Below are 26517 nucleotides of genomic sequence, written 5' to 3'. Positions count from 1 at the left end.
AATTCATAAATAACTATTTTTGTTCTTCGTTTTAAGAAAGTATTTACTGTATTAAAAAACGGTATTCTTTCGAACATTAAACAAAAATTGCAATGAAAAAAATCCAAATGGTTGACTTAAAAAGTCAATATGAAAAAATAAAAGATACCGTTAATATTTCCATTCAGGAAGTTTTAGACACTAATACCTATATTAATGGACCGCAAGTACATCAATTTCAAAAATCATTAGAAGAATATCTTGACGTAAAACATGTAATTCCTTGTGCAAATGGAACCGATGCGTTGCAAATTGCTATGATGGGACTGGATTTGAAACCCGGCGATGAGGTAATCACTGCCGATTTTACTTTTGCTGCGACAGTGGAGGTGATTGCTTTATTGCAACTGACACCCGTTTTAGTAGATGTGGATTTGTTCAACATGAATATTTCTATTGAAGAAATCAAAAAAGCGATTACGCCAAAAACAAAAGCAATTGTTCCTGTACATTTGTTTGGTCGTGCCGCTAATATGGAAGCAATTATGGCTATCGCCAAAGAATATAACTTATACGTTATCGAAGATAATGCGCAAGCGATTGGTGCCAACTGTAAATTTTCGGATGGAACTAAAAAGAAAGCGGGAACGATTGGTCACGTAGGAGCGACCTCATTTTTCCCCTCTAAAAATCTTGGATGCTATGGAGACGGAGGAGCGATTTTTACGAATGATGATGCATTGGCGCACAAACTTCGCGGCATTGTAAATCATGGAATGTACGAGCGATACCATCATGATGTTGTAGGTGTAAATTCTAGATTAGACAGTATTCAGGCAGCAGTTTTGAATGCTAAATTGCCTTTGTTAGATGAATATGGAAGAGCCAGACAAGACGCAGCCAGGAAATATTCAACTGCTTTTGAAGGGCATAAAAATATAATAGCACCAAGTATTTGTGATATTTGTGATTGCCATGTTTTTCATCAATATACATTGCGAATCATTGATGCTGACAGGAATGGTTTGATGCAACATTTGTTAGACAAAGGAATTCCATGTGCTATTTATTACCCAATTCCGTTGCATTCGCAAAAAGCATACGCTGATTCTCGTTACAAAGAAGAAGATTTTCCGGTAACCAATCAATTAGTGACGGAAGTACTTTCATTGCCAATGCACACCGAGTTAGATGACGAGCAAATTAAGTTTATAACAGATTCTGTTTTAGAATATTTAGGATAATTTAAGTAGAGACGCGATTTATCGCGTCTTTTTTATAAACGATAGGACGCAATAAGTCGCGTTTTATACAAAAAAGAAATCATGAAAATATTAGTCACAGGAGGTTTGGGTTTCATAGGATCTCATACCGTAGTAGAATTACAAAACGAAGGTTATGAAGTTATCGTTGTAGATAATTTATCAAATACTTCCTTGAGTGTTTTGGACGGAATTCAGAATATTACGGGTAAAGTTCCAGCTTTCGAAAAATTAGATCTACGCGAAAAAGAAAAGGTACAGGATTTTTTCAAAAGGCACCATGATATTTCAGGTGTTATTCATTTTGCAGCTTCGAAAGCAGTGGGCGAAAGTGTAGAAAACCCATTGTTGTATTATGAAAATAATATAAATGCCTTGGTTTATGTTTTGCAGGAATTACAGCAAAAACCTGAGGCTAACTTTATTTTCAGTTCTTCTTGTACGGTTTATGGTCAAGCCGAAACCATGCCAATCACTGAAAATGCTTCGATTCAAACTGCGATGTCTCCTTATGGAAACACGAAACAAATAGGAGAAGAAATTATCACTGATACTGCCAAAGTTACTAATATCAATGCTATTTTATTGCGTTATTTTAATCCAATTGGGGCGCATGCTTCCACTGAAATTGGAGAATTACCTATTGGGGTTCCTCAGAATTTAGTGCCTTTTATTACGCAAACCGGTTTTGGCTTGCGTAAGGAACTTTCGGTTTATGGAGATGATTATCCAACTCCGGATGGAACGGCAGTTCGCGATTATATTCACGTAGTAGATTTGGCGAAAGCCCATGTAATTGCTTTACAACGCTTATTGAACAAAAAAAATACGGAAAAAGTAGAAACCTTTAATTTGGGAACCGGAACCGGAAGCTCTGTTTTAGAAGTCATCCATACTTTCGAAAAAGTAAGTGGTAAAAAATTGCCTTATAAAATTGTAGGACGCAGAGAAGGCGATATAACTTCGGCTTACGCAAATACGGATAAAGCGAACGATGTTTTAGGATGGCAAGCGCAATCTACGCTCGAACAAGCGATGGCAAGCGCTTGGAAATGGGAACAGAAAATCAGGAGTTAGTAATTAGCTTTTAGTTCATTGTAAGAATACAATCCCGAATTATCACAATGATAATTCGGGATTTTTTCGTTTAAGTAATTTGTTGTAAATTCGTTAGATAAAGAAATGAATCATGGATGCTGAAAAAAAGAAATCTGAAAATACTAAAGCCCAAGAGCCTTCGGTAGATTACGAAACTTCAAAAATTAATTTCAAAGGGATTGATCGAGCAACTTTTAATTTTGATGAAGAAGTAAAAAAAGGGTATGCTCCGGAAGAATTTAAAGCTGAAATGTTTAAAAGAATAAAAGCGTATCCTTGGAATAAGTAATTTTTAAGGACGAACTTCTACTATATTTTGATGAATTGATTTTTACACTCTTCGTTCGAGAATATTTTAGTTACGAAGAAAATGCAAAACGTTATGTTGACAAAATTGTAGGTTTTATTATCTTGGAAATAAATAGTTTACCGCATAAACCAACTCCACAAAAGCTCCGCTATTTAGGTTAATATTACATTTTCTACATAGCGAATAATCGAACTACTAGGTACATTTTTTTTGAAAGACAGGATTTCGTAATTATAATAACCGGAATTATAAATAATCATTGTGAAGAAGCTAAGGAATTCTGATTTTTAAAATAAAAATCCCCACAAACATAAGGTTTATGAGGATTCTATTTTAAAACTTTGACTAATTATTAATTACGCATTTGCAGTCACCGCTTCTTTATCAATTTTTCCAATCAATCCAGCTAAAACTTTTCCAGGACCTACTTCAGTAAATAAAGTGGCTCCGTCTTTGATCATTTGTTGTATCGATTGTGTCCATTTTACCGGAGCAGTCAATTGAATGATTAAGTTTTTCTTGATTTCAGCTGGGTCAGAAACTGCACTAGCCGTTACATTTTGGTATACTGGACAAATAGGAGTTGCGAACGTTGTTGCTTCAATAGCAGCGGCTAGTTCTTCCCGTGCCGGCTCCATCATTGGTGAGTGAAAAGCACCACCAACAGGTAATAACAACGCACGTTTTGCACCTGCTGCTTTCATCGCTTCACACGCTTTTTCTACTGCTGATGTTTCTCCAGAAATCACTAATTGTCCTGGGCAGTTGTAATTTGCAGCGACTACAATTCCGTCAATTGAAGCGCAAACTTCTTCAACGATATTGTCAGCCAATCCTAAAACTGCTGCCATAGTCGATGGTTTTATTTCGCAGGCTTTTTGCATTGCCAAAGCTCTTTGAGAAACTAATTTTAATCCGTCTTCAAAGGATAAAGCTCCGTTTGCCACTAAAGCTGAGAATTCACCTAAAGAATGTCCGGCTACCATTTCTGGTTTAAAATCTTCGCCTAATGTTTTTGCTAAAATCACCGAATGCAAGAAAACGGCCGGTTGCGTTACTTTGGTTTCTTTCAATTCTTCGGCAGTTCCTTCAAACATGATGTCTGTGATGCGGAAACCTAAAATTTCATTGGCTTTTTCGAATAATTCTTTTGCAAGAGCTGAATTTTCATATAAGTCTTTACCCATTCCTGTGAATTGTGCGCCTTGACCTGGAAATACGTATGCTTTCATGTGTCTAATTTAAGATTGAAAAATGTAAAGATTGAAAAATCAATTTCAATCGGGATGCAAAAATACTATTTTTTACGGTATTTAAAACTATCGAGTAAAGTCGTTTTTGCTATCTAAAAAGAACGTTCGGTTTTTAAACAAACATTTAATACAAAAAAAAATCCACCCCAAATAATGGAGTGGATTGGCACTAAAATCAAAATACTAAAGAACGAAATACGTGTTCTTTAACGGTTGAATCGGTTGATTTGCTGTTTGATATGAATAATATTCTTCTTCAAACTCATCTCTATATTCGTTGACCATTTGCATAAGGTTTTTTTCAATTGTATTAGAAATAGCACTTACAGGAGTATCTGTAGGTCTGTTTTCAAACGGGTCCTGCAAATGAATAGCCATTTTTTCGATTAAGAAAAAAGCAACGGCAATGGTTGTCACCAATGGAATTTGAAGCCAGCCAATGTTATTTATCAAGCCAAAAGGCAAGAGAATAATAAACAAACACAGCGCAAACCTAATGTACATGCTGTAAGTTGTTGGGAAAATGGTATTTTTTATACGCTCACATTTACCCATAGCATCACACAATCGCGATAATGTATTGTCGATTTCTACCTGTTGGTAAACGTTAATTTTATTGGTATTGAGCGCTTTTTTTAAATCTTTGGCATGTAACAATAAAATTGCGTTGGGAACATGTTTGTGTTTTTTTACAAAACGCAATTCATCTTCATCCAGTAAATCTTTTATTGGTTTTAAAGGATCTTTTTCTCGGAGTGATTGTCCAAGGCTGTAGCACCACGCTGCTTGTCTTTTAGCAAATTTTTCTTTAAAATCGTTTGCCTGAACCGAAAAATCGGGATCATCATAAAAAATAATGATTTGGCGCAATAGCGTTCTGGAATCGTTAACAATAGAACCCCAAATTATTCTGGCTTCCCACCAGCGGTCATACGCTTGGTTCGATTTGAATGCCAGTAATAATGAAATAATGGTTCCAATAATAGTAGGAATCGCAATAGGAATATTGATTGCTATAGTCTCGAAGAAATAATGAAACATTTGAAAGGAAATACAAAACACAATGACTAATGTCAATTCGGTTTTTATTTTACCCAACACATATTTCATTGGAATTTTTTTATTTAATAACATATACTTTGGATTAAAATTTTAAACAATCATTTGATTTCCCTAGTAAATCTCTTCGTATAATGAAAGAACTGGTAATCCGAGTAACTCGTTGAGTGCTGCTTTTTCTTTCTTTAATAGTTTTAATTTCTTTGGTTTTCTGGTTTCAATCAATATGTTGATGTTGTTTTTAGAAATTGTATCGCTCAAAAAAGGTTGGCTTTCGTTCGTTTCGCTTTCACTCACAATTTTCAAAGAAAAAAGTGTATTCACATAAGCTTGCAAATCTTCTGCATGAAGGTTAGAATCTGAATTTTTAATGTACAAAGCTTGGCTGAATAGTTCTTGGTCAAAGTTTGCGTTAGTGTGCAGAATAGGACATTTGCTGTTAGAAATAATTTGGATGCAAAAGGAATTGATTTTCTTTTTTGAAGATTTAAAAGAAGGAGTTATAATGGTTAAACCAATGTTGAAATGGCTTACTAAATTTTTAAAAACCGGTGAAGAAATTCCGTATTGATGGTGGATTTTTAAGCTGCAATTTTTATTTTCCGAGATGATTTGGCGGCACACATCCAAAACATTTTCTTGGGTTGAGTTTAATCCTGTATTGATGTTTCGTAATAAACTGGCAGAGGAAAACGTGTCAGGAATATCTGCAAGTAACATTAATGTGATCTGACACTGGTTACCATTAGCAGAATTTATAGCCGTTTTTAAAGCATTGATTGTGTCGTTTTGTAATGTCGATGGGATAAGAATATTTTTCATATGTAGCAGATTTGATTTCTTTATACATACAAAATAACAGTTCCCACTTTATAGCAACCTTAAATTAAAATTAGAATATTCTAAGAATTAACATTAGAATTTTTAATGTTGACCGTATTAAAAGTAATATTTACAATTGTCCCTTTGTCAGGTTCCGATTGTATTTGAAGTTCTCCGTTGTGCATCCTGATTATTTTCATTGCAAGCGGAAGTCCTAAACCATAACCATTATATTTTGATGCCTTTTTGCCTCGAAAGAAAGGCTCATAAAGATGCGGAATATCTTCTGCGGGAATACCAATTCCAATATCAGTAATTGATATTTTTATTGTTGAATTATTTACGGATAAAGTAACAAAGACCGTTTCATTATCAGAATATTTTACTCCATTAGCAATGATATTATTCAACGAAAGTTCTAATAAGGATTTGTTGCAAGGAATTTCCAATAAACCCGGGTCATTTGGAAATTTGATGAACTTTATAGTGACTCTGTTATTGGGGTAAATTTTGTCAATATCTGATTTTACATCCATTAATAGTTCATCAATCCTAACGATATCTAATAATTGTTTTTTGCCGTCATAACCGGTTTGTGTAAGTTTCAGAAGACTTTCTGTAAGATCGCCAAGTCGGGATGCCTGACTGTGAATGTTTTCTAAAGATGCAATGTAATCCGCAACATTTCTTTCTTTTAAAAGCATGATTTCTGCTTCGGCAATAATGGTTGTTACGGGAGTTTTTAGTTCATGTGACGCATTATTGATAAAATTAGCTTGGATTTCAAATGAGGTTTCCAGTCGGTCCAGCATATTGTTAAAAGTCTTTGTCAAATCTCCAATTTCATCCGAACTTTTAGTCTCAGGAAGTCGGTTGTGAAGATTTGATGCGCTAATTATTTTAACTTCATCCGTAATTCTCGCTACTGGATTGATCACTCTTCTGGCTAGAAATCTACCAAGAAAATACGCCAATAATATAAAAGCCAGTCCTCCAAAAAACAGAATTTGTATGATATAAATGCTGCTGACATTTCCTCTGCGGTCTATTGCAGTAATGATTACAATATATTTTTGATTGGATTCCGTAAAAGTTTGGGCATAAAAATAGCGGTTGCTGTTTTCTATCCAATTAGAACCATTGGCCATTACCGTCGAATAAAAATCAGCTGGTAAATCGAGATCGGTGTTGTATTCAAAGGTGTTTTTTCCACTGACTTTTAGCACATAATTGTTCTCATCAATCAGTTCTTCAAGTCCATTAGCTTTAAATTCTTTGAAATAACGGGTTTTTACAGGATCATTTTGATAGTGAATCGACGCTACAATTTTAGCCCGATCTTGTAATCTTTTCAAAAAATGATATTGGTTATTTTGTTTGAACAAGAAAAAAACCACCAAACTTAGTAAAAGTGTGCTGAGGGTAGAAAGCGCAATGTAGGTAAAGGTAATTTTTTTCTTAATCTGCATTTTTATAGTTTCAATACATAGCCTAAACCTTTCATGGTATGAATTAGTTTAGTTTCGTATGGTTTGTCAATTTTTTTTCTCAAATAGTTAATGTAAACATCAATCACATTGGTGTTCATCTCAAAATTAATATCCCAAACATTGTCTAAAAGTTGCTCACGGGATAAAATGGTCTCTGAGTTAATGGCCAGATAATATAAAAGTTTAAATTCTTTGGCCGTAAGTACAATGGCGTCTCCATTTCTGGATACGGATTTTGTTTTCGAATTAATTTGAAGATCAGCAATAGTGATAATTTCATTCGGTTTTTGTACTTGACCCGCTCGTCTCGAAAGTGCGTTGACTCTCGCGTCAAGTTCCAGGAATTTAAAGGGTTTTAATAGATAATCATCAGCTCCGGAATTCAATCCGTTTATTATATTTTCAGTGCTTCCTAAAGCAGTTAACAGCAAAATGGGCACAAAGTTTTTCGCTGCTCGCAAACGTCTGCAAATTTCAATTCCATTAATGTCAGGCAACATAACATCGAGAATCACCACATCAAAATTGTGATTCGAAAGTAAATCTAAAGCTGTTGTACCATCAAGCGCAACACTTACTTCGTGATTTTTTTCTGAAAATCCTTTGCGGATAATTGACGAAAGATTTGGTTCATCTTCAACTATTAATAACTTCATTAACATAACGATTTCCACAAATCTAATGATTAAACTTTTATTTTTTTTCGAAAAAACCGCGGCTAAACTAATATTAACAAAATCTTATAAATAGTTGAAAGTTTTATTTTTAGCTTTTTCTATCAAAATCAGAACATTCTTTTGTTCTTCAGTATTAATTTATTACGACTTTTTTCTGTAACATTTTTCATTTTGTGTAAACTAATGAAGTATAAAAAACAGCGTTATGAAAAAGATAGTTGGTATTGTTTTCTTGTTCCTTTTTGGGTTTTTATTGTTTTATGGCAACCTTCCGGTAATCAATTATGGCTTTACGGGTTTTGCCTTTATTTTGTTGCTTTTAGTAATTCTAGCGATTGTGTTTTCTCTTGGATTGACAGTCTCGCAGCAAACAAAACAGGTCAAGATTGTATCCAAACCTAACAAGATTTTATTTGTTTTGGCAGGAGTGCTTTTGGTGTATTGTATCGCACTTCCTTTTGTAACCAGCCTAAAAATGTTCCGAAGCGATTCGTATCAAAAATTGATAGGCGAGGTTAAAAACGGTCAAAAAATCACCAATCACATTGCGCCAATTTCAATTGATAAAATCCGTGTGGTCGATGAGGAATTAGCACATCTTTTAGGAGAGAAAATTTTAGGTTCACAGCCAGCTTTGGGAAGTCAAGTAGAATTAGGGAATTTTTGTATCCAAAAAGTAAACCAAGATTTGTATTGGGTTGCACCTTTATTGCATTCGGGTTTTTTAAAATGGTTTAACAACCAAGAAGGAACTGCTGGATATGTTATGGTTTCTGCAACCAATGAACGCGATGTGAAATTAGTTCAGAATGTAGCAGGGAAAGACATTAAAATTAAATACCAACAAGGCGCATATTTTCAAAGTGACATTCACAGACACATTTATTTTAATGGTAATGCTACTGTTGGCCTTGCTGATTTTAGTTTTGAGATTGATGATGCTGGAAATCCGTTTTGGATTGTTACGAAATATGGAAAAAAAATTGGATTCTCCGGAAAAGAAGCTACCGGAGTTATTGTGGTTGATGCGCAATCTGGTGTTATAAATGAATATTCAATTGCTAAAACACCAAAATGGGTGGACCGAATCCAGCCTTTGGATTTTATCGAAGATCAATTGAATGATTGGGGAGAATATGTTCACGGGTATTGGAATTTTTCTAATCAGGATAAACTTCAAATTACGGAAGGAATGACATTGGTTTACGGAAAAGACGATAGATCTTATTGGTACACGGGATTGACATCCGTGGGGAAAGAAGAGTCTGCCGTAGGTTTTGTATTGGTGGATACCAGAACCAAAGAAACAACTTTTTATAAACAAGGTGGCGCAACAGAATTTGCTGCTCAAAGCTCTGCACAAGGGAAAGTTCAGGAAAAAGGATATAAGGCTTCATTGCCTATTCCGTACAACATTAATAATATTCCGACTTATGCGATGACGCTGAAAGATGATGGCGGATTGGTTAAAATGTTTGCGATGGTTGCCATTTCAGATTATACGATTGTGGGCGTGGGGAATACGATGAGAGAAACCTTGACTTCGTTTAAAAATGTCTATAATATGGCGGATAATAAAATAAATCCGAATAGTGTTTCTAATAAAAAATCGCTGAAATCAGTAGTGACCCGAATCCAGAATGATGTGAAAAACGGCAATAGTTTCTATTATTTTAAAGTGAAAGATTATCCTAATATTTTTGTGGGTTCATCCCAAATATCCAATCAATTGCCGGTGACCATGGTGGGTGATAGTGTAACAATTTCTTTTGATGTAGACTTGGAAGAAGTGATTGATATTTCGAGTTTTGAGAATAGTATTCTCAAATTGAGTATGAAATCCAATTAATGACAAAGGGCTTAAAGAAAATTCTTTAAGCCCTTTTTTTATTTTTTTGGCAACAGTTTAAAAGAAGTAGCTTTGAACCGATTATTAACTACTTTGCCAGTAACTTCAGCTTTTCTTATTGCCGCACAAAAACCATCACTAGCATGTGCATCTCCGTGGGAGTCGATGGAACTTCCGTCAACAAAATAGGATTTTCCGTCCATTCGAACGGCTAATTCACAACCATGTCCTTCCATCCCAAACTGACATTGTCCGCATGAAGCTTCAACAATTTGAGGTTTTGGTTCTTCTTTTTTATCCTGAGCGCTAGCAAGTGTTGCAGAGAACAAAATAGCTAAGTACAGTATCTTTTTCATAAATGATTAAATTTTACTTTAGCTAAGATACAGGTTTTTTTACATCGAATAATTTTTAAACATGTAAATCCACAATAATCTGGAAAGACGAATATTGATAGAAGCCATTGCAATAATCACTACAGCAATAATTGGAATGATTCGTAAATCGAAAGTTTCTTTAAAGAAGAATTGGGCAATAACATAAGTTGCAATTCCTTGCGCTACTGTTAAACCATAGTTGACATACATGGCTCCAAAAAAGTAACCAGGTTCTTTTTCGAATTTGTAATTGCAATGAGAACAATATTCGTTCATTTTAGGGAATCCAAAATTGAAAAAGATACTTTTTTCATTGAAAACTTTGCCTTTAAGACAATGAGGGCAATCATTATTCAAGATGTGTACAATAGAATTTGACATCGTAATTATTTTTATCAAAGGTATTTCTTATTCATGTCATGGATGTTTTCTATATTCGCTAATTATAGCACAATAAAGACATTTGGAGTAAAATGAAAAAATATCCTATTTATAACATTCAGCGTTTTAACTGTACTTCAGTGAATAGTGATTTGTATATTAATACCTTTAAAAATCACTTAATTGATCATAGTTTTGTTGAGGAGCCGCATCGTCATAATTCGTATGTTTTGGTTTTTTTTACCAAAGGTTCTGGAACGCATGAAATTGATTTTGATGTGTTTGCGATTCAGCCGGGAAGTATGTTTTTTTTGCAACCTGGACAAATGCATCATTGGGACTTGTCTGATGACGTGGAAGGATTCGTAATTTTCTATTCGCAGGAAATGTATAATCTTTATTTTGGACAAAAAACAATCGCCGACTATCTATTTTATTCTTCGGTGGATAATAAACCGGAAATGGTTTTTGACGTATCCGAATCGAAAGCGATTTTGCCTTATTTTGAAAGTCTGATCGCAGAAACACAATTGAATCAGTTGTTGAAGCAAGATAAAATCATGAATTTGTTGGATATCATTCACATTGAAATTGCCAGAAAATATAGTGAAACACATTTGCACGAAGCACATTCATATAATGTGAAAATTAAAAATTTCGAAGTGCTTTTAGAGCAAAACTTTAAAACAGAAAAGGCACCTTTTTTCTACGCTTCACAGCTCAATATTACTTTGAAACACTTGAACCGAATTTGCAATGAAATGTTGCAAAAAACCACAACCGAAGTAATTACAGCTAGAATTATCCTTGAAGCGAAACGCATGCTGATGGATAAAAAGTTTACCGTCAATGAAGTTGCAACGGAATTGGGCTTTGATGATTATTCGTATTTCACCCGATTGTTTAAAAAAAACACAGGAATGACTCCGACAGATTTTCGTATTTCTAAAAAGTAATGGGGGATCAACCTCGTTTCCTTAAGACGTTTGTCAAGTCGAGCGCAGTCGAGACTAACCGTTGAGTCTCGACTGCGCTCGACTTGACAATACTATCAATAGTAAATTACGAGTGCACGGTAACCAAATTGGCTGCTTTCTTCGCCTTTTCTACCACTTCTTCAATTGGAGTTTCTAAAGTATCATTGACTAAAGCCACAGCCATTCTTCTATACGGTCTTGAAGTTGGTTTGCCAAAGATTCTGAAATCAGTTTTTGGTAAGGAAGCAATATTTTCTATTCCAGAGTAAGTTGGATTTTCTGAGTTTTCCGAAGCTAAAATTACAGCACTCGCACCCGCTTTTTCTAATGTAATTTCGAAAATGGGTAAACTCAAAATAGCTCGTAAATGCAATTCAAATTCATTGAAATTTTGGGTTCCGGCTAATGTTACCATTCCAGTATCATGCGGACGAGGTGATAATTCCGAGAAATAAACGCCGTCATCAGCCAAGAAAAATTCTACTCCAAAAAGTCCTGCGCCGCCCAAAGCTTCAGTTACTTTTTCGGCCATGTCTTGCGCTTCATACAAATCCTTGTCGGATATTCTGGCGGGTTGCCAGCTTTCCTGATAATCGCCACGTTCTTGACGGTGACCAATTGGCGCACAGAAAAGTGTTGGATTATTATTTTGAACAACGGTTAATAAAGTGATTTCCGAATTGAATTTGACAAAAGCTTCTACAATTACCTCTACCACATCGCCACGAGAACCTTCAACGGCATAATTCCATGCTTTTTCGATATCGGCTTCTGTTTTTATGGTAGATTGTCCTTTTCCGGACGAGGACATTAATGGTTTTACCACACACGGCATTCCAACGGCTTCGACTCCTTTTTGCAATTCCTCGGCAGTTGTGGCGTAGCGATACTTGGCGGTTTTTAGTCCGAGTTCTTTGGATGCTAAATCCCGAATTGCTTTCCTATTCATTGTGAAGTTTGCCGCTTTTGCAGAAGGAACTACGGTGATTCCTTGTTTTTCGTAATCGTAAAAACGTTCGGTTCTGATGGCTTCGATTTCTGGAACAATAAAATCAGGTTGGTGTTTGGCAACGATTTTGTCTAACGCATCTCCGTCCAACATATTGATAACTTCAAAATCATGGGCAACTTGCATTGCTGGAGCATTTTCGTAACTGTCCACAGCGATTACGATTTGCCCGATGCGTTGTGCAGCGATTGTAAATTCTTTTCCTAATTCGCCTGAGCCTAGCAATAGTATTTTCATTTTTTTGAAGTCTTAATTAGAATGTAAAAATACTAAATTGCTTTTTTATGACTGCCCATTCGCTACAAACTTTGCCCAAAAGTCAATAGATTATGATCCGGATCCAATATCGAAAATTCTTTTTGTCCCCAAGGTTTGATTTCCAGTGGACCATTGGGATGAATAGCAACGCCGTTGTTCAAGAAGTTTTTATAAACGGTTTCGATATCTTGCACCCGAATGTAAACTCCTGAGTAATTTTCAATAGCATTAATGGTTGCAAACTCAAAAAAATGAATTTCAATGCTGTCTTTTTGAACCATCAAATATCCGTCAAAATCTGCATTACCCCATTCCTTAAAACCCAGTTGGTTGATATAGAAATTCCTTGTAATCGCTTTGTTGCGCATGGGTAACTTTGGGTTGATGGCTGTGAGCATGATGGTTTGGGTTTGATTAGTTCTATAAATCTAGTTTGGATTATTTTTTTGTTACTGTTGTTTGTTGGCGCAGAAAGAATTTCTAGGCTATAGGGATCTAGAATGCGAAACCGGATTATGCAACAAGTAATTTTTTATTTTCAGCAGAATCTTTTTCAGACCAAAGAATGAAGTTAGCATTTTTAGATTTAAGGGCTTCTAAAAATTCGCTTTTAACTTCTTTGTCAATATCATTGATTATTGCAATAGCAGTTACATTTTTTTTTGTAATTTTTTCTCGAACAGGTTTAATGTCATCCCATGAAAATAAAAATGTAGGCAAGTTGGATTTGTTAATAGTGTTGAAAGATTTAATAACTATTTCTTTATCTCTTTGTGCAATTTGAAAATCAAAATTAAATTCTAACCCAGTTGAACCTTTCGAAATAAAATCAGGTGTAAATATAATATCTTGGGAATCTAAATAATTTCGAACATCTTCTTTAAATATTGATGCAACATTATGATTTGATAAAACATATAAGTCATTTATCTCAATTATTGCTGAAAGAAAATTATGTTTTGATTGTGAAAATTTATCAATATTAGTCTCAATTACCAATTCGTCATTATCAATTTTTACACCGTAATTAATTAATATTGAATCTAATAATGATTTTCTTCTTTTTGACCCTTGGATTTGTAATCCCTGAATTTCTAAATTGGATAGTGTTTCTCCATTGTCACTCAATTTTAATTGAGAACCATTTTTTTGAGCATAAATTTCAATTGTATCGTTAAATGCACCAATAAAAGGTGTATTTATTAAAAACCAATCCGTAGTAAGGTCTTTTTGGATAAAAGTTTTTTCTCTTAACCAATTATAATAATTGTCGACAGATGTGTTTACCCAATTCACAGTAGTGCGTGTTGTATATTTATTATGGATTTTAAATTTATCCTTCTAGCAAAGTTAAATATTAAATCCGACAAATCTGATGATTGATTAATTTCTTTAATTGGGAAATCAATTTCTGTCAATGGAATAGCCCAAGCTAGAGGTTTATAACCTTCGACGTAAATATGCATGTGTGGTTCGCTCGGTAGAAACCATTTATCAGCATATGGTTTTAAAAATTCTGGTAATGTATCTTTAATATTTTCAGGATTATGATGGCCTCCTTTAAAATCAATTCTAAGAAGACCAATATGTGAATTGCTTTCTAAATGATGAATTGAGGTTTTAAGGATTATTTTTTGATTTGTAGTTATTTCAATCCAAAAGGCATAATCGGAATCTTGATTAGAAATTAATTCAATTCTATTCTTTTTGTTTTTTAAATCAATAGTTTGATAAGGGTTTACTAAAACTTTTTCTAGATTTAATAAATATTCAGCTTCTTGGTTTGTAAACATTTTTCAAAATATTATTTAGAATGATTCATTTCTAGAGCTAATATATAAAATTAATATTACAAATTTGTAAATTGTTGTTATTTTATCTATTGATTATAAATATTTTAGCAAATAATGAACATTCCGTACTGGATTAGAATAATTAGGATTTTGGCAGGGTTTGCGTGAGGGATAGGAGTGGAAATCCTTTATATTTTTTCTTTAAAAATATAAAGATTGCAGCGGAAAGCCCGACCCTTGTGGTCACGCCCAAAAACAACAAAACCCCAAGAATATCTTGAGGTTTTGTTAGTATATTATAAGTTGGATTTTTGACTTTCTAACTTTTTATTTTATGAGTTTTGACTATAGCGCCAAAGCATCTTTGATTCTTTTTAATGCTTCTTTCAAGATCTCGTCGCTGGTTGCGTAAGAGAAACGGATACAGTCAGGATTTCCAAAAGCGTCACCTGTTACCGTTGCTACGTTAGCTTCGGCCAAAAGGTACATTGATAAATCCATTGCATTTTTGATTTCGGTTCCTTTCAATGTTTTTCCGAAGAAAGAAGAAACGTCTGGGAACACATAAAATGCACCTTCGGGAACGTTGATTTTTACTCCTGGAATTTCTTTTAATAATCCTACTACTAAATCTCTACGGCTATGGAAAGCGTCAACCATGTGTTTCAATACACTTGGATCAGCATCTACTGCTGTAATGGTAGCGCGTTGTGCGATAGAATTTGCTCCTGAAGTTACTTGACCTTGAATTTTTGTACATGCTTTAGCGATGAATTCTGGTGCGCCAATGTATCCAATTCTCCATCCTGTCATGGCGAAAGCTTTGGCAACTCCATTTACGGTAATTGTTTTTTCTAACATTCCTGGGATAGATGCGATGCTGCAAAAAGTCCCTGAGAAATTGATGTGCTCATAGATTTCATCAGCTACAACGTATACATGCGGATATTTCTCCAAGACTTTGGCTAATGCCGTTAATTCTTCTCTATTATAAACAGATCCACTTGGATTACAAGGAGAACTGAACCACATCATTTTTGTTTTTGGTGTGATTGCCGCTTCTAATTGTTCTGGTGTGATTTTGAAATCAGTATCTACAGATGTAGGAACTTCTACAGGAACTCCACCAGATAATTTTACGATTTCGAAATACGAAACCCAGTAAGGAGCCGGTAAAATTACCTCGTCACCATCGTTTAGCATTACTTGTGCAATGTTGTATAACGATTGTTTTGCTCCAGTTGAAACTACAATTTGAGACGGTTTGTACTCTAAATCATTATCTCTTTTGAATTTTCTGCAGATGGCTTCTTTTAATTCAGCATATCCTTCTACTGGAGAATAAGTACTGTAATTTTCATCAATTGCCTTTTTTGCTGCTTCTTTGATAAAGTCAGGCGTATTAAAGTCAGGTTCACCTAAACTTAAGCTGATAATGTCTTTTCCTTGTGCTTTTAATTCTCTGGCCAAAGCCGCCATTGCTAGTGTTTGTGATGTTGCTAGATTGTTAATTCTATCGGATAATGGATTCATTGTAATAGGTTGTAGTTAGTTTATTAATTAGTAGAGATGCACCGCAGTGCATCTCTAGGTGTTATATGACTATGTAAGTTCCGGTTTCATTCCCAGTTCTTTCAAATGTTTGAAATGAGCAATAACGGCGCTTCGCATTGTTTTGTATTCGTAATACGGCAAGTTGCATTCCTGAGCAGTTTCTTTTACGATACTGGCAATTTTACCATAATGTACGTGACTGATATTTGGGAAAATATGGTGCTCGATTTGGTGATTCAATCCGCCGGTGTACCAGTTTACGATTTTGTTTTTTGGAGCAAAATTAGTGGTGGTAAACAATTGGTGTATTGCCCAAGTATTGTCCATTTCTCCTAATTCATTCGGAGACGGATTGGTTGTTTCTTCCACAACGTGCGCCAATTGAAACACAACACTCAGAATTAAACCAGCTGTGTAATGCATCACGAAGAATCCAATAAGCACTTTCCACCATGTAATACCAATTACGATTGGTAAAACAATCCAGATAGAAACATAAATTACTTTTGTGATAATTAAAGTCGTCCAAAGTATTTTTGGGCTTTTTGCTTCTCCGTACGATAATTTTCTTTTCAAGTAGCTTCTCATCTGTTTGAAATCAGTTGTGATAGCCCAGTTGAACGTTAATAATCCGTATAAGAATACCGAATAATATTGTTGAAAACGGTGAAAGTTATACCATTTTGCTTCTTTAGTAAATCGGATTACACGTCCGGCATCTAAATCCTCATCATGTCCCGGAATGTTTGTATAGGTGTGGTGTAAAACATTGTGTTGCACTTGCCAGTTGTATACATTTCCTGCCAAAACATAAATAGTTCCTCCCATGAATTTATTGACCCAGGTCTTATTAGAATACGAACCATGATTTCCATCGTGCATCACATTCATTCCTACTCCGGCCATTCCAATTCCCATAACGATGGTCAACAGAAGATGTGCCCAAAATGGCATACCAAGTGTCAGAATTAAAAAGTAAGGGGCAAGAAAAACAGAAAATAGAATTATAGTTTTCAAATATAGTTTCCAATTCCCGGTCTTTTGGATGTTGTTTTCTTTGAAGTAATTGTTAACCCGTGAGTTAAGTGTCCTAAAAAACTTTAAGCTGTCTTGCTTTGCAAATGTTGGTGCATTATTATTCATATATTTTCAATAAAGTTCAAAGGTAATTATTATAAATTTTTCGATATACAAAATTGAGATAAATATTTTAACTGTAAAGTATTACTTTTGTTAAAAAAAATAATAGATGGACGAGATTCTTAAGTATTTTCCTAATTTAACTAATATTCAGAAAGAGCAGTTCGAAAAACTGGATTTTTTATACCATGATTGGAATGAAAAAATCAATGTTATTTCGAGAAAAGATATAGATGCTTTGTACACCAAACATATATTGCACTCGTTGGGAATTGCCAAAATTGTAAATTTTGAACCGGGTACTTATGTTCTGGATGTTGGAACCGGTGGTGGATTTCCTGGTATTCCATTGGCGATTCTTTTTCCGGAAACACGTTTTTATTTGATTGATGTCATTGCCAAAAAAATAAAAGTAGTTCAGGCTGTTGCCGAAGGATTGGAATTGAAGAATGTAAAAGCCGAACAAATGCGTGCCGAAAATGTAAAAGGAGATTTTGATTTTATCGTGAGTCGTGCCGTTACAAATATGCCGGATTTTGTTTCTTGGGTAAAAACCAAAATCAAAAAGAACAACAAGCACGAATTGAAAAACGGAATTCTCTATTTAAAGGGAGGAGATTTAACCGAAGAATTGAAGGATTTCCCAAAAGCTACGGAATACAATCTAGCTGATTTCTTCGAAGATGAATTCTTTGAAACGAAGAAAGTGGTGCATTTGCCGTTGAAGTTTACAGTATAAGTCATTGCGAGGGACGAAGCAATCACAGTTGTTGCTCTCGTTATGCGATTGCCTCGTACCTCGCGATGACATTCAAAAAAAACCCCACATGAATTCAAAATAATTTGAATTCATGTGGGGTTTAAATTATAAATCACAAATCGTTAATCTGCGATTCTAAATCTTTATTCTCCTAAAAACGGGTATCTGTAATCAACCGGAGTAATAAAAGTTTCTTTGATAGTTCTTGGCGAAGCCCAACGCAACAAGTTCAATGCTGAACCCGCTTTGTCGTTCGTTCCTGATGCTCTTGCGCCACCAAAAGGTTGCATTCCTACAACAGCTCCCGTTGGTTTATCATTGATGTAGAAGTTACCGGCCGCATTTTGCAATTTGGTAGTCGCTTGCTCAATTGCATAACGATCTTGACTGAAAACCGCACCTGTTAAAGCATATTCTGAAGTGGTATCAACTAGTTCTAAAGTTTCTTCCCATTTGTCGTCTTCATAAACGAAAATTGTCATTACAGGTCCGAATAATTCGGTTTCCATTGTAGAATAATGTGGATTTGTTGTTACGATAATTGTTGGTTCAATAAAATAACCAACAGATTTGTCATAATTTCCTCCAACGATAATTTCAGCATCGGCATCTTTTTTGGCTTGGTCAATAAAACCAGCTAATTTATCGAACGAACCTTCGTGAATAACAGCAGTGATAAAGTTACCAAAATCCTCCGGAGAACCCATTTTCATCGATTTTGTATCGGTTATTAATTGCTCTTTTATAGCTGGCCACAAACTTTGTGGAACATAAGATCTTGAAGCTGCAGAACATTTTTGACCTTGAAATTCAAATGCACCACGAACAATTCCTGTTGCTACTTGTTTTGGATTCGAACTTGGATGTGCGATGATAAAATCTTTTCCTCCAGTTTCACCAACAATTCTTGGGTAGGTTTTGTAATGGTGAATGTTTGTTCCAATTTTTGCCCAGATATCTTTGAATACGTGAGTTGAACCTGTAAAGTGAATTCCAGCGAAATCACGGCTTGCCAAAACAGTATCCGTAATCATCAAAGCATCTCCAAAAACAACGTTAATAACGCCATCAGGAACTCCTGCTTCTTTGAAAACTTCAATGATGATTTGTGCAGAGAACACTTGGCTGTCGCTTGGTTTCCAAATCACAACATTCCCCATCATAGCAGCACTTGCAGGAAGATTTCCAGCAATAGCAGTAAAGTTGAACGGTGTAATCGCGTATACAAAACCTTCAAGAGGTCTGTACTCTAAGCGGTTCCACATATCCGAATTTGATTTTGGCTGATCGTTGTAAATTTGGGTCATAAATTCTACGTTGAAACGTAAAAAATCGATAAATTCACAAGAAGCATCAATTTCAGCTTGGTGTATGTTTTTTGATTGCGCAATCATTGTTGCTGCATTTATTCTTGCTCTGTATGGACCAGCGATTAATTCAGCTGCTTTAAGGAAAATAGCTGCTCTTTGTTCCCAAGCCATATTTGCCCAAGCAGTTTTAGCTTCAAGTGCATTTGCAATTGCTTGCTCAACATGTGTTTTTTCGGCTAAATGATACGTTCCTACGATGTGTTTGTGATCGTGTGGAGCGGTCATGTTTTTTGTGTTTCCAGTTCTAATTTCTTCGATTCCGATATACAAAGGCACATCGATTTTAGAATTCCACATTTTTGTGTAAGCTGCTTGTACAGCTGCTTTTTCTGGTGAATTTGGTGCGTATCCTTTTACTGGTTCGTTTACCGCTTTTGGTACATGAAAAAATCCTTTTAACATATTTGTAAAATTATAAAATTAGAAATGGTTGCAGTGTGTTTCAAAATAATGCACAAAAGTACGAAGGATTGTTTGAAAAAAGATGTTTTTTGGTGTAAACTAAAAGCAATATGGGTGGAAGTCGTGTTATAGCCCAGATAGAAATGGAAAGCTTTTTGTGGTCTCGTTATATTTTTTCTTGCAGAATAAGAGCGACTTCAGAAGCTCCTTATTGTGCTTAGAAAAAAATAAAGGAGACGACTAAAACTTGAAATGTATAGCTGGATGAGCTACGAAAAAAGAGATAAATTTTAATTCAAAGCAAATGGAGCACTCAACCTAAAAGCAGGTACAATAACTTTGAAGTTTTTTGTTGAGGTGAAATTTATCATGTTGAAATAGCCTTTCATGGCGCCATATGGGGACGACAATAAGCAGCCTGAACTGTAGGTGTGAAATTCTCCAGGTTTTAAAACGGGTTTTTTTCCAATTACGCCTTCGCCATCAACAATCTCGATGTCATTTAGGGAATCAAAAATTTCCCAGTGGCGCGAAATCAATTGAACGGAATCCTTACTGTGGTTTTCGATTGTGATTACGTAACTAAAGGCAAAGTGAATCTTATAGTTTTTGAAGTAAGTACCCTCAAAACTAGTCAATACAGAAATCTTTATACCTCTTGTTATTTGAGAAACCATGTTAAATGGATGAATATGTGATTATTATTGACAAATTTACAAAAAAATGGTGTCGTTTTACCAAATTTATCAAAAGTTTTTTAGTTGATGATATTTATGGAATTAGCTATTCCTTTACCCACAACTCTGTCGTATCGGTCAATGTTTTCTCTGTAATAAACGACTATTGTGTAATCATTTTCTGTTTGGTAAAAATTTCCATCAATTGCATTTTCATAGTCAATTACTCCTTTTTCGTCAGCGACTTTGTATTCAAAATTAGCAAATCCCTGTTTGATTAAAATTGCTTTTTCATAAATTGCTTTTTTGGGATTATACTCCATTTTGTATTCTGGAGACAGCATATAATTATTGAACATTCCAGTGACATAAATATTTTTATTCAATCGGAAAGTAGGTGCCGAAAGGCTGAAATAAACCCAGGCATAATCAGCTTCGATTTCGTTGTTAGCTGTATTTAAATTGTTGACTACAAAATTGCCATTCACATCTTGAGTAAATGAATACGGAAAATTCGCTCTGGCGGCGCTAGTGTACAAATATGATCCGTAAACTGCCGTGCTAAAATCGACTCGGGCTATATTATTATTCGCGGCTCTGATATCTTTGTTTTCGAAAAATAAAAATTCATTTCCAGCCCAAAACTGAGTCTCCCAATCATATTTGTAAATCAAATCATTACCAATCGTGTATTGCGGAACTATATTTTTAATGCCAGTATTCATTTGGCCGTTTTGCAGTAATAATACTTTTACATTTCGCAACGGCGTTTGAAAAGTAATAGTATTGGATCGAATAGTGAAATCTAAATTCTGCTTTAATTCGATGTTGTTAACTGTTCTGGCTCGTTTTACTTGGATAGGAACTGTAACCAAATCTTCGTATAAAATGAACTTTCTGGAAAATACCACCTCTTTATTTTCATCTAAAACTTTAATCATGTAATTCCCGCTGATCTTTAATTGTAGGGTAAACTGATTTGGTATCGCTAATTTGTAATGCGAATAGATTTGTAATGTATTGAAGGAATTGCTGTAATCTTGAATTCTTTGGTTATCAAAACCTTCAAGATACTCGTTTTTCGGAATTGAGGTAGGATTCCAGTTATAGTCGCAATGAATAATTTCGTAGTAGTAATTGGCTTCACTACCAAAAAGATCATCAAATTGAAATTGAAATCCTTCCCCTAATTTTAAAATTGGAACTATATTTTGGTCATTTTGTACAAATGAAATGGTTTTGATGTTGTATGGCGGAGCGATTTCTTTTTCTGCTTGAGCAAAAGAAATATAGGAACAAAACACCGTGAGAAGAAGAAAGGTTATATTGAGAAAAGAGTTTTTCATTTTGTAGCACTTAAGATTTTGTAAATATAAGGATTACGTTTTGTTTTTAGTTGATCTTGTTTTTGTGGTGACGATTTTTTTTGTGAGTAATATCTGTTAATATTCTCTTAATTCGTTCTGTTTTTAAATGGTAACTGATTAGTTTTACTACAAATAAACCAACCTTATGAAAAAAATCAACAACTTAGTCTTTGGTGTTTTGTTATTTCCATTAGCTGTTTTTGCACAGCAAATGGATTATTCAAAAGCCATTCCTTTTGATCCGAGCGTGAAAACCGGAAAACTTGAAAATGGGTTAACCTATTATATCAAGAAAAATGCCAAACCGGAAAACAAAGTAGATCTTCGATTAGTCGTCAATGCGGGATCCATTCTAGAAACGGATGATCAACAAGGTTTAGCTCATTTTATGGAGCACATGTGTTTTAATGGAACCAAGCGTTTTCCAAAAAACCAATTGGTTGATTATTTACAAAGTATCGGTGTAAAGTTTGGACAGCATTTGAATGCTTACACCAGTTTTGATGAAACCGTTTATTTTTTACCAATTCCATCAGACAGCCCTGAAAAATTGGAAAAAGGATTCCAAATTATTGAGGATTGGGCTTTCAATACGGTTTTGACTCCGGAAGAAATTGATAAAGAAAGAGGAGTTGTTCTGGAAGAATATAGGTTAGGTTTAGGAGCCGGAAAAAGAATGCAGGGACGTTATATTTCTAAAATGATGCACGATTCCCATTATGCGGAACGATTGCCAATTGGACAAAAGGAAGTTTTAGAAAAATTCAAACATCAATCTTTAATTAATTTTTATAAAGATTGGTATCGTCCAAATTTGATGAGTGTAATTGTTGTGGGTGATATTGATGTTGCTGAAATGGAGAAAAAAATTATTTCACATTTTTCAAGCTATAAAAACCCAGCAAACGAAAAGTTGAGAAAGTTTTATGATGTTCCTAATCATAAGGAAACTTTTGTAGCTGTAGAAAGTGATAAAGAAGCCTCAAGTGCTCAAGTACAATTAATGTACAAAGATTACGGAACTCCAAAAACAGTGGTAAATGTTGGAGATTTCAAAAATTCTCTTGTTGAAGGATTATTTTCTACACTTTTAAACACACGATTGGATGAACTGACAAACTCAGCAACACCTCCGTTTACGTATGGATATTCGTATTATGGCGGCACTTTTGCCCGAAATAAAAAAGCGTATCAATCAGTAGCAATGTCTCAGGAAGACAAGCAGTTGAATGCTTTGAAAGTTTTGGTGACTGAAAATGAGAGAGCAAAGAAATTTGGATTCACTCAAGGCGAATTAGATCGCTCCAAAGCCGAATTTCTGGCATCTATTGAAAAAGCATATAATGATAGAGACAAAACGAATTCAGTGAATTTTGTGGGTGAATACCAAGCTAATTTCTTAGAAAAAGAACCAGTTCCCGGAATCGAGTGGACGTATCAAATGATGAAGCAATTGATGCCTTTGATCGATTTAAAGGATGTGAATAGCTTGATTAAAGATTATGTAAAAGAAGATAACCGCGTTATTATTCTGACCGGACCTGAAAAAGAAGGTTTGAAAAAAGTAACGGAACAACAAGTTCTAGACGCATTAAAAGTTAACGCAGATGATCTTAAGCCTTATGAAGATGCTGCTGTTGCTACAAGTTTAATGCGCAATGAGGTTAAACCAGGTACAATTGTTAGTCGTGAAAGCAATGCGAAAATTGGAACCAAGACCTTAGTTTTATCCAATGGTGTGAAAGTGATTTACAAAAATACCGATTTCAAGAATGATGAGGTTCTTTTTGAAGCAGTGAGTTTTGGAGGAACTAATTTATACTCGAACGAGGAGATGAAAAAAGTTCAATTTGCCAATGGCGCTTTGGCGGAAGCCGGATTCTCAGGACTTAAATTGAATGATATAAATAAATTCATGACAGGTAAAATAGCGAGAGTGAATCCATATATTAGTTCTACTACAGAAGGTTTACGCGGAAATGCTACTCCTAAGGATTTAGAATATCTTTTCCAAATGACGTATGCTTACTTCACTGATTTGAACTATGATCCTGAAGCTTTTGAAGGCTTTAAACAAAAGCAATCAAGTTTCTTTAAGAATATGGCTTCGCAACCGCAAAACTATTTTCAACAGGAGTTTTATACGTATTTGAATAAAGAAAATCCAAGATTCAATGGAGTTATGCCAACGGATAAATCTTGGGCTGAAACAGATTACAAGTTAGCGTATAATAAATACAAAGAGCGTTTTGCGAATGCAGCTGATTTTGAGTTTTATTTTGTGGGAAACATCGATGATAAAACCATGGAAGAATATGCCGTTAAATATTTAGCGTCTTTGCCAGCTACCAATAAAAAAGAGAAAGCAGTTGATTTAGGCTACCGAATGTTAAAAGGAGATTTGAAAAAAGTCGTTAACAAAGGAACAGATCCAAAAAGTAATGTGACGATCATGTATTATGGCGATGCAACTTATTCCGCTAAAGATGCGATGACGATGCAGGCACTAGGTGAAGTTTTGACTATAAAATTAATCGAGCAATTGCGTGAAAACGAAAGTGGTGTTTATGGTGTTTCTGCAAGAGGAAGTTTGAGTAAAATTCCAAATGGAATGTACAGTTTTAATATTGGTTTTCCATGTGGACCGGATAATGCTGAAAAATTGACAGCTTCTGCTTTAAAAGAACTTCAAAATATTATCGATAACGGACCGGATGAAAAAGATGTGGCTAAATTCAAAGAAGGAGAATTAGCTGATTTTAGAAAAGACAGTAAAGAAAACAGATATTGGTTGTCTAATTTCACGAGATCTTATATTTATGGAAACAGTACCGAGGATGTCTTGAAATTTGAAGAAGCTGTAAATGCGGTGACTGCGAAAGATATTCAAAATATTGCTAAAAAATATCTTACCAAAGATAAAGTTATTGGAATGTTGATGCCAGAAAAGAAATAAACCAATTTATTTATAAACTAAAAACCTGCTAAAATTAACTTTAGCAGGTTTTTTTATGATGTGAATTTATGGTTTGAATTATTTAAAACAAACGGGAATAATTTCCCCTTTAGCCAAACAATATTTTTCTACTAATTCGGGGGCAATTTTATTAGTGTAATCTTCTTCGATTACTTTAAAACCGATACTTCGTAATTTATCAAAATAATCACGGCCATAAATACGAACGTGATCGTATTGACCAAAGATTTTAGCGCGTTCTTTTTGATCCGTAATGGAATCATCGGCAAAGGTTGTTGCTCTGGATAAATCCTGTGGAATTTGTAAAATGGCCATTCCACCCGGTTTCAAAACCCGATACAATTCCTGCATTGCTTTCGTATCATCCGGGATGTGTTCTAGAACATGATTGCACAGAATAACATCATATTGATTGTCCTCAAAAGGCAAATTACAAATGTCCGCTTTCACATCCGCCAACGGAGAAAATAAATCGGTTGTTGTATAGTCCAGATTTTTTTGGTTTCGAAACAATTTATAAAAAGCTTGCTCTGGTGCAAAATGCAATACTTTCTTTTTTGCTGTCGAAGTAAAAAAATCTGTTTCGTTATTTAAATACAACCACAATAAACGATGCCTTTCTAATGAAAGTGTACTTGGCGAAAGCACATTATTTCGTTGTGTTTGGTATCCATAAGGCAACATCGATTTGAAGCTTTTTCCATCAATAGGGTCGGTGAAATTAGTTCCTTTTAATGAATAAGCGATAATAGGACGTGCCACATAACTTAAGCGAATAAGTATAGGACGCGGAATGGTATTGAGTATAAGTTTAAATAGTTTTTTCATTACAGCACTAAAGGTGTTTGTCTAAACTCATCTTCTTCAGTACTTACGATTCCTAACGCTTTGTAGATATAACCAAAAGTGGACAAAATCTCCGGTTTCCCATCAATAATGGCTACGTCGTGCTCAAAATGAGCACTTGGTTTTCCGTCAGCGGTTGTGATTGTCCAGCCGTCTTTGTGTTGTTTGATGTTTCGGGTTCCCATGTTAATCATCGGTTCAATGGCAACAACCATTCCTTCGACAAAAAGTTTTCCTCTTCCTTTTTTGCCATAATTAGGCATTTCAGGATCTTCGTGCATTTTTTGGCCCAAGCCGTGTCCTACTAATTCCCGTACTACACCATAACCATGTGATTCGGTATATTTTTGAATTGCATTTCCTACGTCTTCAACACGGTTTCCTAGTCTTAGTTCGCGGATTCCTACGTATAATGATTCTTTGGTAACCTGTAATAATTTTTTAGTTTCAGGAGCAACTTCGCCTATTTCAAAAGAATATGCATGGTCACCATGGTATCCGTTTTTGAAAGCACCACAATCCACAGAGATTACATCACCGCTTTCCAATGGTTTATTATTTGGAATTCCATGCACCACTTGCGAGTTTGGACTCATACAAAGTGAATTTGGGAAACCGTATAATCCAAGGAAACTAGGTTCTGCACCATGATCACGAATGAATGTTTCGGCTAATCTGTCGAGGTATAAAGTGGTGACTCCTTCTTTGATTTCAGAAGCAATCATTCCTAATGTTTTTGATACGATCAACGCACTTTCGCGCATTAATTCTATTTCTTCACGTGATTTTACAATAATCATAATTCTTGTTTTTCAGTTTGCAAAAGTACG

25 protein-coding genes are annotated in these 26517 nt (G+C 34.8%); 7 read left to right on the top strand and 18 right to left on the bottom strand.

Annotation, left to right across the window (positions count from 1 at the left end; genetic code table 11):
- Nucleotides 1–92: 92 nt before the first annotated feature.
- The 3 genes from IWX80_RS03235 to IWX80_RS03225 all read left to right on the top strand — a co-directional run bounded on the left by IWX80_RS03235 (nt 93) and on the right by IWX80_RS03225 (nt 2628).
- The gene (locus IWX80_RS03235; protein WP_196852142.1) at nt 93–1223 is read left to right on the top strand and encodes a DegT/DnrJ/EryC1/StrS family aminotransferase; all 1131 of its coding nucleotides are present in this window, start codon (nt 93–95) and stop codon (nt 1221–1223) included.
- An 81-nt stretch (nt 1224–1304) separates the two neighbouring features.
- A complete protein-coding gene (gene galE / locus IWX80_RS03230) occupies nt 1305–2318 on the top strand; it encodes a UDP-glucose 4-epimerase GalE (RefSeq protein WP_196852141.1) in 1014 nt (337 codons plus the stop codon).
- Between the two features lie 112 nt (nt 2319–2430).
- On the top strand, nt 2431–2628 hold the full coding sequence (locus IWX80_RS03225) for a hypothetical protein (RefSeq protein WP_196852140.1): 198 nt from the start codon (nt 2431–2433) through the stop codon (nt 2626–2628).
- A gap of 377 nt (nt 2629–3005) precedes the next feature.
- Here IWX80_RS03225 and fabD read toward each other — a convergent pair whose 3' ends face one another.
- From fabD to IWX80_RS03200, 5 genes are all read right to left on the bottom strand, one after another.
- Entirely contained in the window at nt 3006–3881 is an 876-nt protein-coding gene (fabD, locus tag IWX80_RS03220; protein ID WP_196852139.1) for an ACP S-malonyltransferase, read from the bottom strand.
- Nucleotides 3882–4085: 204 nt separating this feature from the next.
- Nucleotides 4086–5036 (bottom strand): bestrophin family protein, encoded by a 951-nt coding sequence (locus IWX80_RS03215; protein WP_196852138.1) that lies wholly within the window; start codon nt 5034–5036, stop codon nt 4086–4088.
- Between the two features lie 39 nt (nt 5037–5075).
- A complete protein-coding gene (locus tag IWX80_RS03210) occupies nt 5076–5783 on the bottom strand; it encodes a hypothetical protein (protein WP_196852137.1) in 708 nt (235 codons plus the stop codon).
- 80 nt (nt 5784–5863) lie between these two features.
- Nucleotides 5864–7252, bottom strand: a complete 1389-nt coding sequence (locus IWX80_RS03205; RefSeq protein WP_196852136.1) for a HAMP domain-containing sensor histidine kinase — start codon at nt 7250–7252, stop codon at nt 5864–5866.
- Nucleotides 7253–7254: 2 nt separating this feature from the next.
- Nucleotides 7255–7929: a response regulator transcription factor gene (locus IWX80_RS03200; RefSeq protein WP_196852135.1), complete on the bottom strand. Its 675-nt coding sequence runs from the start codon at nt 7927–7929 to the stop codon at nt 7255–7257.
- A 226-nt stretch (nt 7930–8155) separates the two neighbouring features.
- On the opposite strand from IWX80_RS03200, the gene IWX80_RS03195 reads away from it, so the two are divergent.
- Entirely contained in the window at nt 8156–9799 is a 1644-nt protein-coding gene (locus IWX80_RS03195) for a hypothetical protein (protein WP_196852134.1), read from the top strand.
- 38 nt (nt 9800–9837) lie between these two features.
- Here the strand turns inward: IWX80_RS03195 and IWX80_RS03190 are convergent, their stop codons facing one another.
- Both IWX80_RS03190 and IWX80_RS03185 read right to left on the bottom strand, forming a co-directional pair.
- A complete protein-coding gene (locus IWX80_RS03190; protein WP_196852133.1) occupies nt 9838–10155 on the bottom strand; it encodes a DUF6370 family protein in 318 nt (105 codons plus the stop codon).
- A gap of 39 nt (nt 10156–10194) precedes the next feature.
- The gene (locus IWX80_RS03185) at nt 10195–10557 is read right to left on the bottom strand and encodes a DUF983 domain-containing protein (RefSeq protein ID WP_196852132.1); all 363 of its coding nucleotides are present in this window, start codon (nt 10555–10557) and stop codon (nt 10195–10197) included.
- A gap of 92 nt (nt 10558–10649) precedes the next feature.
- On the opposite strand from IWX80_RS03185, the gene IWX80_RS03180 reads away from it, so the two are divergent.
- Nucleotides 10650–11513, top strand: a complete 864-nt coding sequence (locus IWX80_RS03180; RefSeq protein WP_196852131.1) for an AraC family transcriptional regulator — start codon at nt 10650–10652, stop codon at nt 11511–11513.
- A 106-nt stretch (nt 11514–11619) separates the two neighbouring features.
- Here the strand turns inward: IWX80_RS03180 and purT are convergent, their stop codons facing one another.
- The 6 genes from purT to IWX80_RS03150 all read right to left on the bottom strand — a co-directional run bounded on the left by purT (nt 11620) and on the right by IWX80_RS03150 (nt 17291).
- The gene (purT, locus tag IWX80_RS03175) at nt 11620–12780 is read right to left on the bottom strand and encodes a formate-dependent phosphoribosylglycinamide formyltransferase (RefSeq protein WP_196852130.1); all 1161 of its coding nucleotides are present in this window, start codon (nt 12778–12780) and stop codon (nt 11620–11622) included.
- Between the two features lie 62 nt (nt 12781–12842).
- Entirely contained in the window at nt 12843–13199 is a 357-nt protein-coding gene (locus tag IWX80_RS03170) for a bleomycin resistance protein (protein ID WP_196852129.1), read from the bottom strand.
- A gap of 115 nt (nt 13200–13314) precedes the next feature.
- Nucleotides 13315–14097 (bottom strand): DUF1828 domain-containing protein, encoded by a 783-nt coding sequence (locus IWX80_RS03165; protein ID WP_196852128.1) that lies wholly within the window; start codon nt 14095–14097, stop codon nt 13315–13317.
- The gene (locus tag IWX80_RS03160) at nt 14094–14594 is read right to left on the bottom strand and encodes a DUF6978 family protein (RefSeq protein WP_091165453.1); all 501 of its coding nucleotides are present in this window, start codon (nt 14592–14594) and stop codon (nt 14094–14096) included. Before IWX80_RS03160 ends, IWX80_RS03165 begins: the two co-directional genes overlap by 4 nt.
- Nucleotides 14595–14939: 345 nt before the next feature.
- Nucleotides 14940–16127 (bottom strand): pyridoxal phosphate-dependent aminotransferase, encoded by a 1188-nt coding sequence (locus IWX80_RS03155; RefSeq protein ID WP_196852127.1) that lies wholly within the window; start codon nt 16125–16127, stop codon nt 14940–14942.
- Nucleotides 16128–16196: 69 nt separating this feature from the next.
- Entirely contained in the window at nt 16197–17291 is a 1095-nt protein-coding gene (locus IWX80_RS03150; protein ID WP_113634705.1) for a fatty acid desaturase family protein, read from the bottom strand.
- Nucleotides 17292–17397: 106 nt separating this feature from the next.
- On the opposite strand from IWX80_RS03150, the gene rsmG reads away from it, so the two are divergent.
- A complete protein-coding gene (gene rsmG / locus IWX80_RS03145) occupies nt 17398–18027 on the top strand; it encodes a 16S rRNA (guanine(527)-N(7))-methyltransferase RsmG (RefSeq protein WP_196852126.1) in 630 nt (209 codons plus the stop codon).
- A gap of 164 nt (nt 18028–18191) precedes the next feature.
- Here the strand turns inward: rsmG and pruA are convergent, their stop codons facing one another.
- From pruA to IWX80_RS03130, 3 genes are all read right to left on the bottom strand, one after another.
- Nucleotides 18192–19820, bottom strand: a complete 1629-nt coding sequence (gene pruA / locus IWX80_RS03140; protein ID WP_196852125.1) for an L-glutamate gamma-semialdehyde dehydrogenase — start codon at nt 19818–19820, stop codon at nt 18192–18194.
- A 290-nt stretch (nt 19821–20110) separates the two neighbouring features.
- A complete protein-coding gene (gene apaG / locus IWX80_RS03135; RefSeq protein ID WP_113634711.1) occupies nt 20111–20497 on the bottom strand; it encodes a Co2+/Mg2+ efflux protein ApaG in 387 nt (128 codons plus the stop codon).
- Between the two features lie 80 nt (nt 20498–20577).
- Entirely contained in the window at nt 20578–21843 is a 1266-nt protein-coding gene (locus tag IWX80_RS03130) for a type IX secretion system plug protein (RefSeq protein WP_196852124.1), read from the bottom strand.
- 166 nt (nt 21844–22009) lie between these two features.
- Here IWX80_RS03130 and IWX80_RS03125 point away from each other — a divergent pair, with 166 nt between their 5' ends.
- A complete protein-coding gene (locus IWX80_RS03125) occupies nt 22010–24820 on the top strand; it encodes a M16 family metallopeptidase (RefSeq protein WP_196852123.1) in 2811 nt (936 codons plus the stop codon).
- 78 nt (nt 24821–24898) lie between these two features.
- Here the strand turns inward: IWX80_RS03125 and IWX80_RS03120 are convergent, their stop codons facing one another.
- Entirely contained in the window at nt 24899–25669 is a 771-nt protein-coding gene (locus IWX80_RS03120) for a class I SAM-dependent methyltransferase (RefSeq protein ID WP_196852122.1), read from the bottom strand.
- Nucleotides 25669–26487: a type I methionyl aminopeptidase gene (gene map, locus IWX80_RS03115; protein WP_196852121.1), complete on the bottom strand. Its 819-nt coding sequence runs from the start codon at nt 26485–26487 to the stop codon at nt 25669–25671. The genes IWX80_RS03120 and map overlap by 1 nt, the downstream gene beginning before the upstream one ends.
- Nucleotides 26488–26517 lie beyond the last annotated feature (30 nt).

This window comes from Flavobacterium sp. CAN_S2, from assembly GCF_015752255.1.
GTDB lineage: Bacteria > Bacteroidota > Bacteroidia > Flavobacteriales > Flavobacteriaceae > Flavobacterium.
The sequence above is the reverse complement of the archived record's forward strand: the minus strand, read 5'-3'. Positions and strand labels throughout refer to the sequence as shown.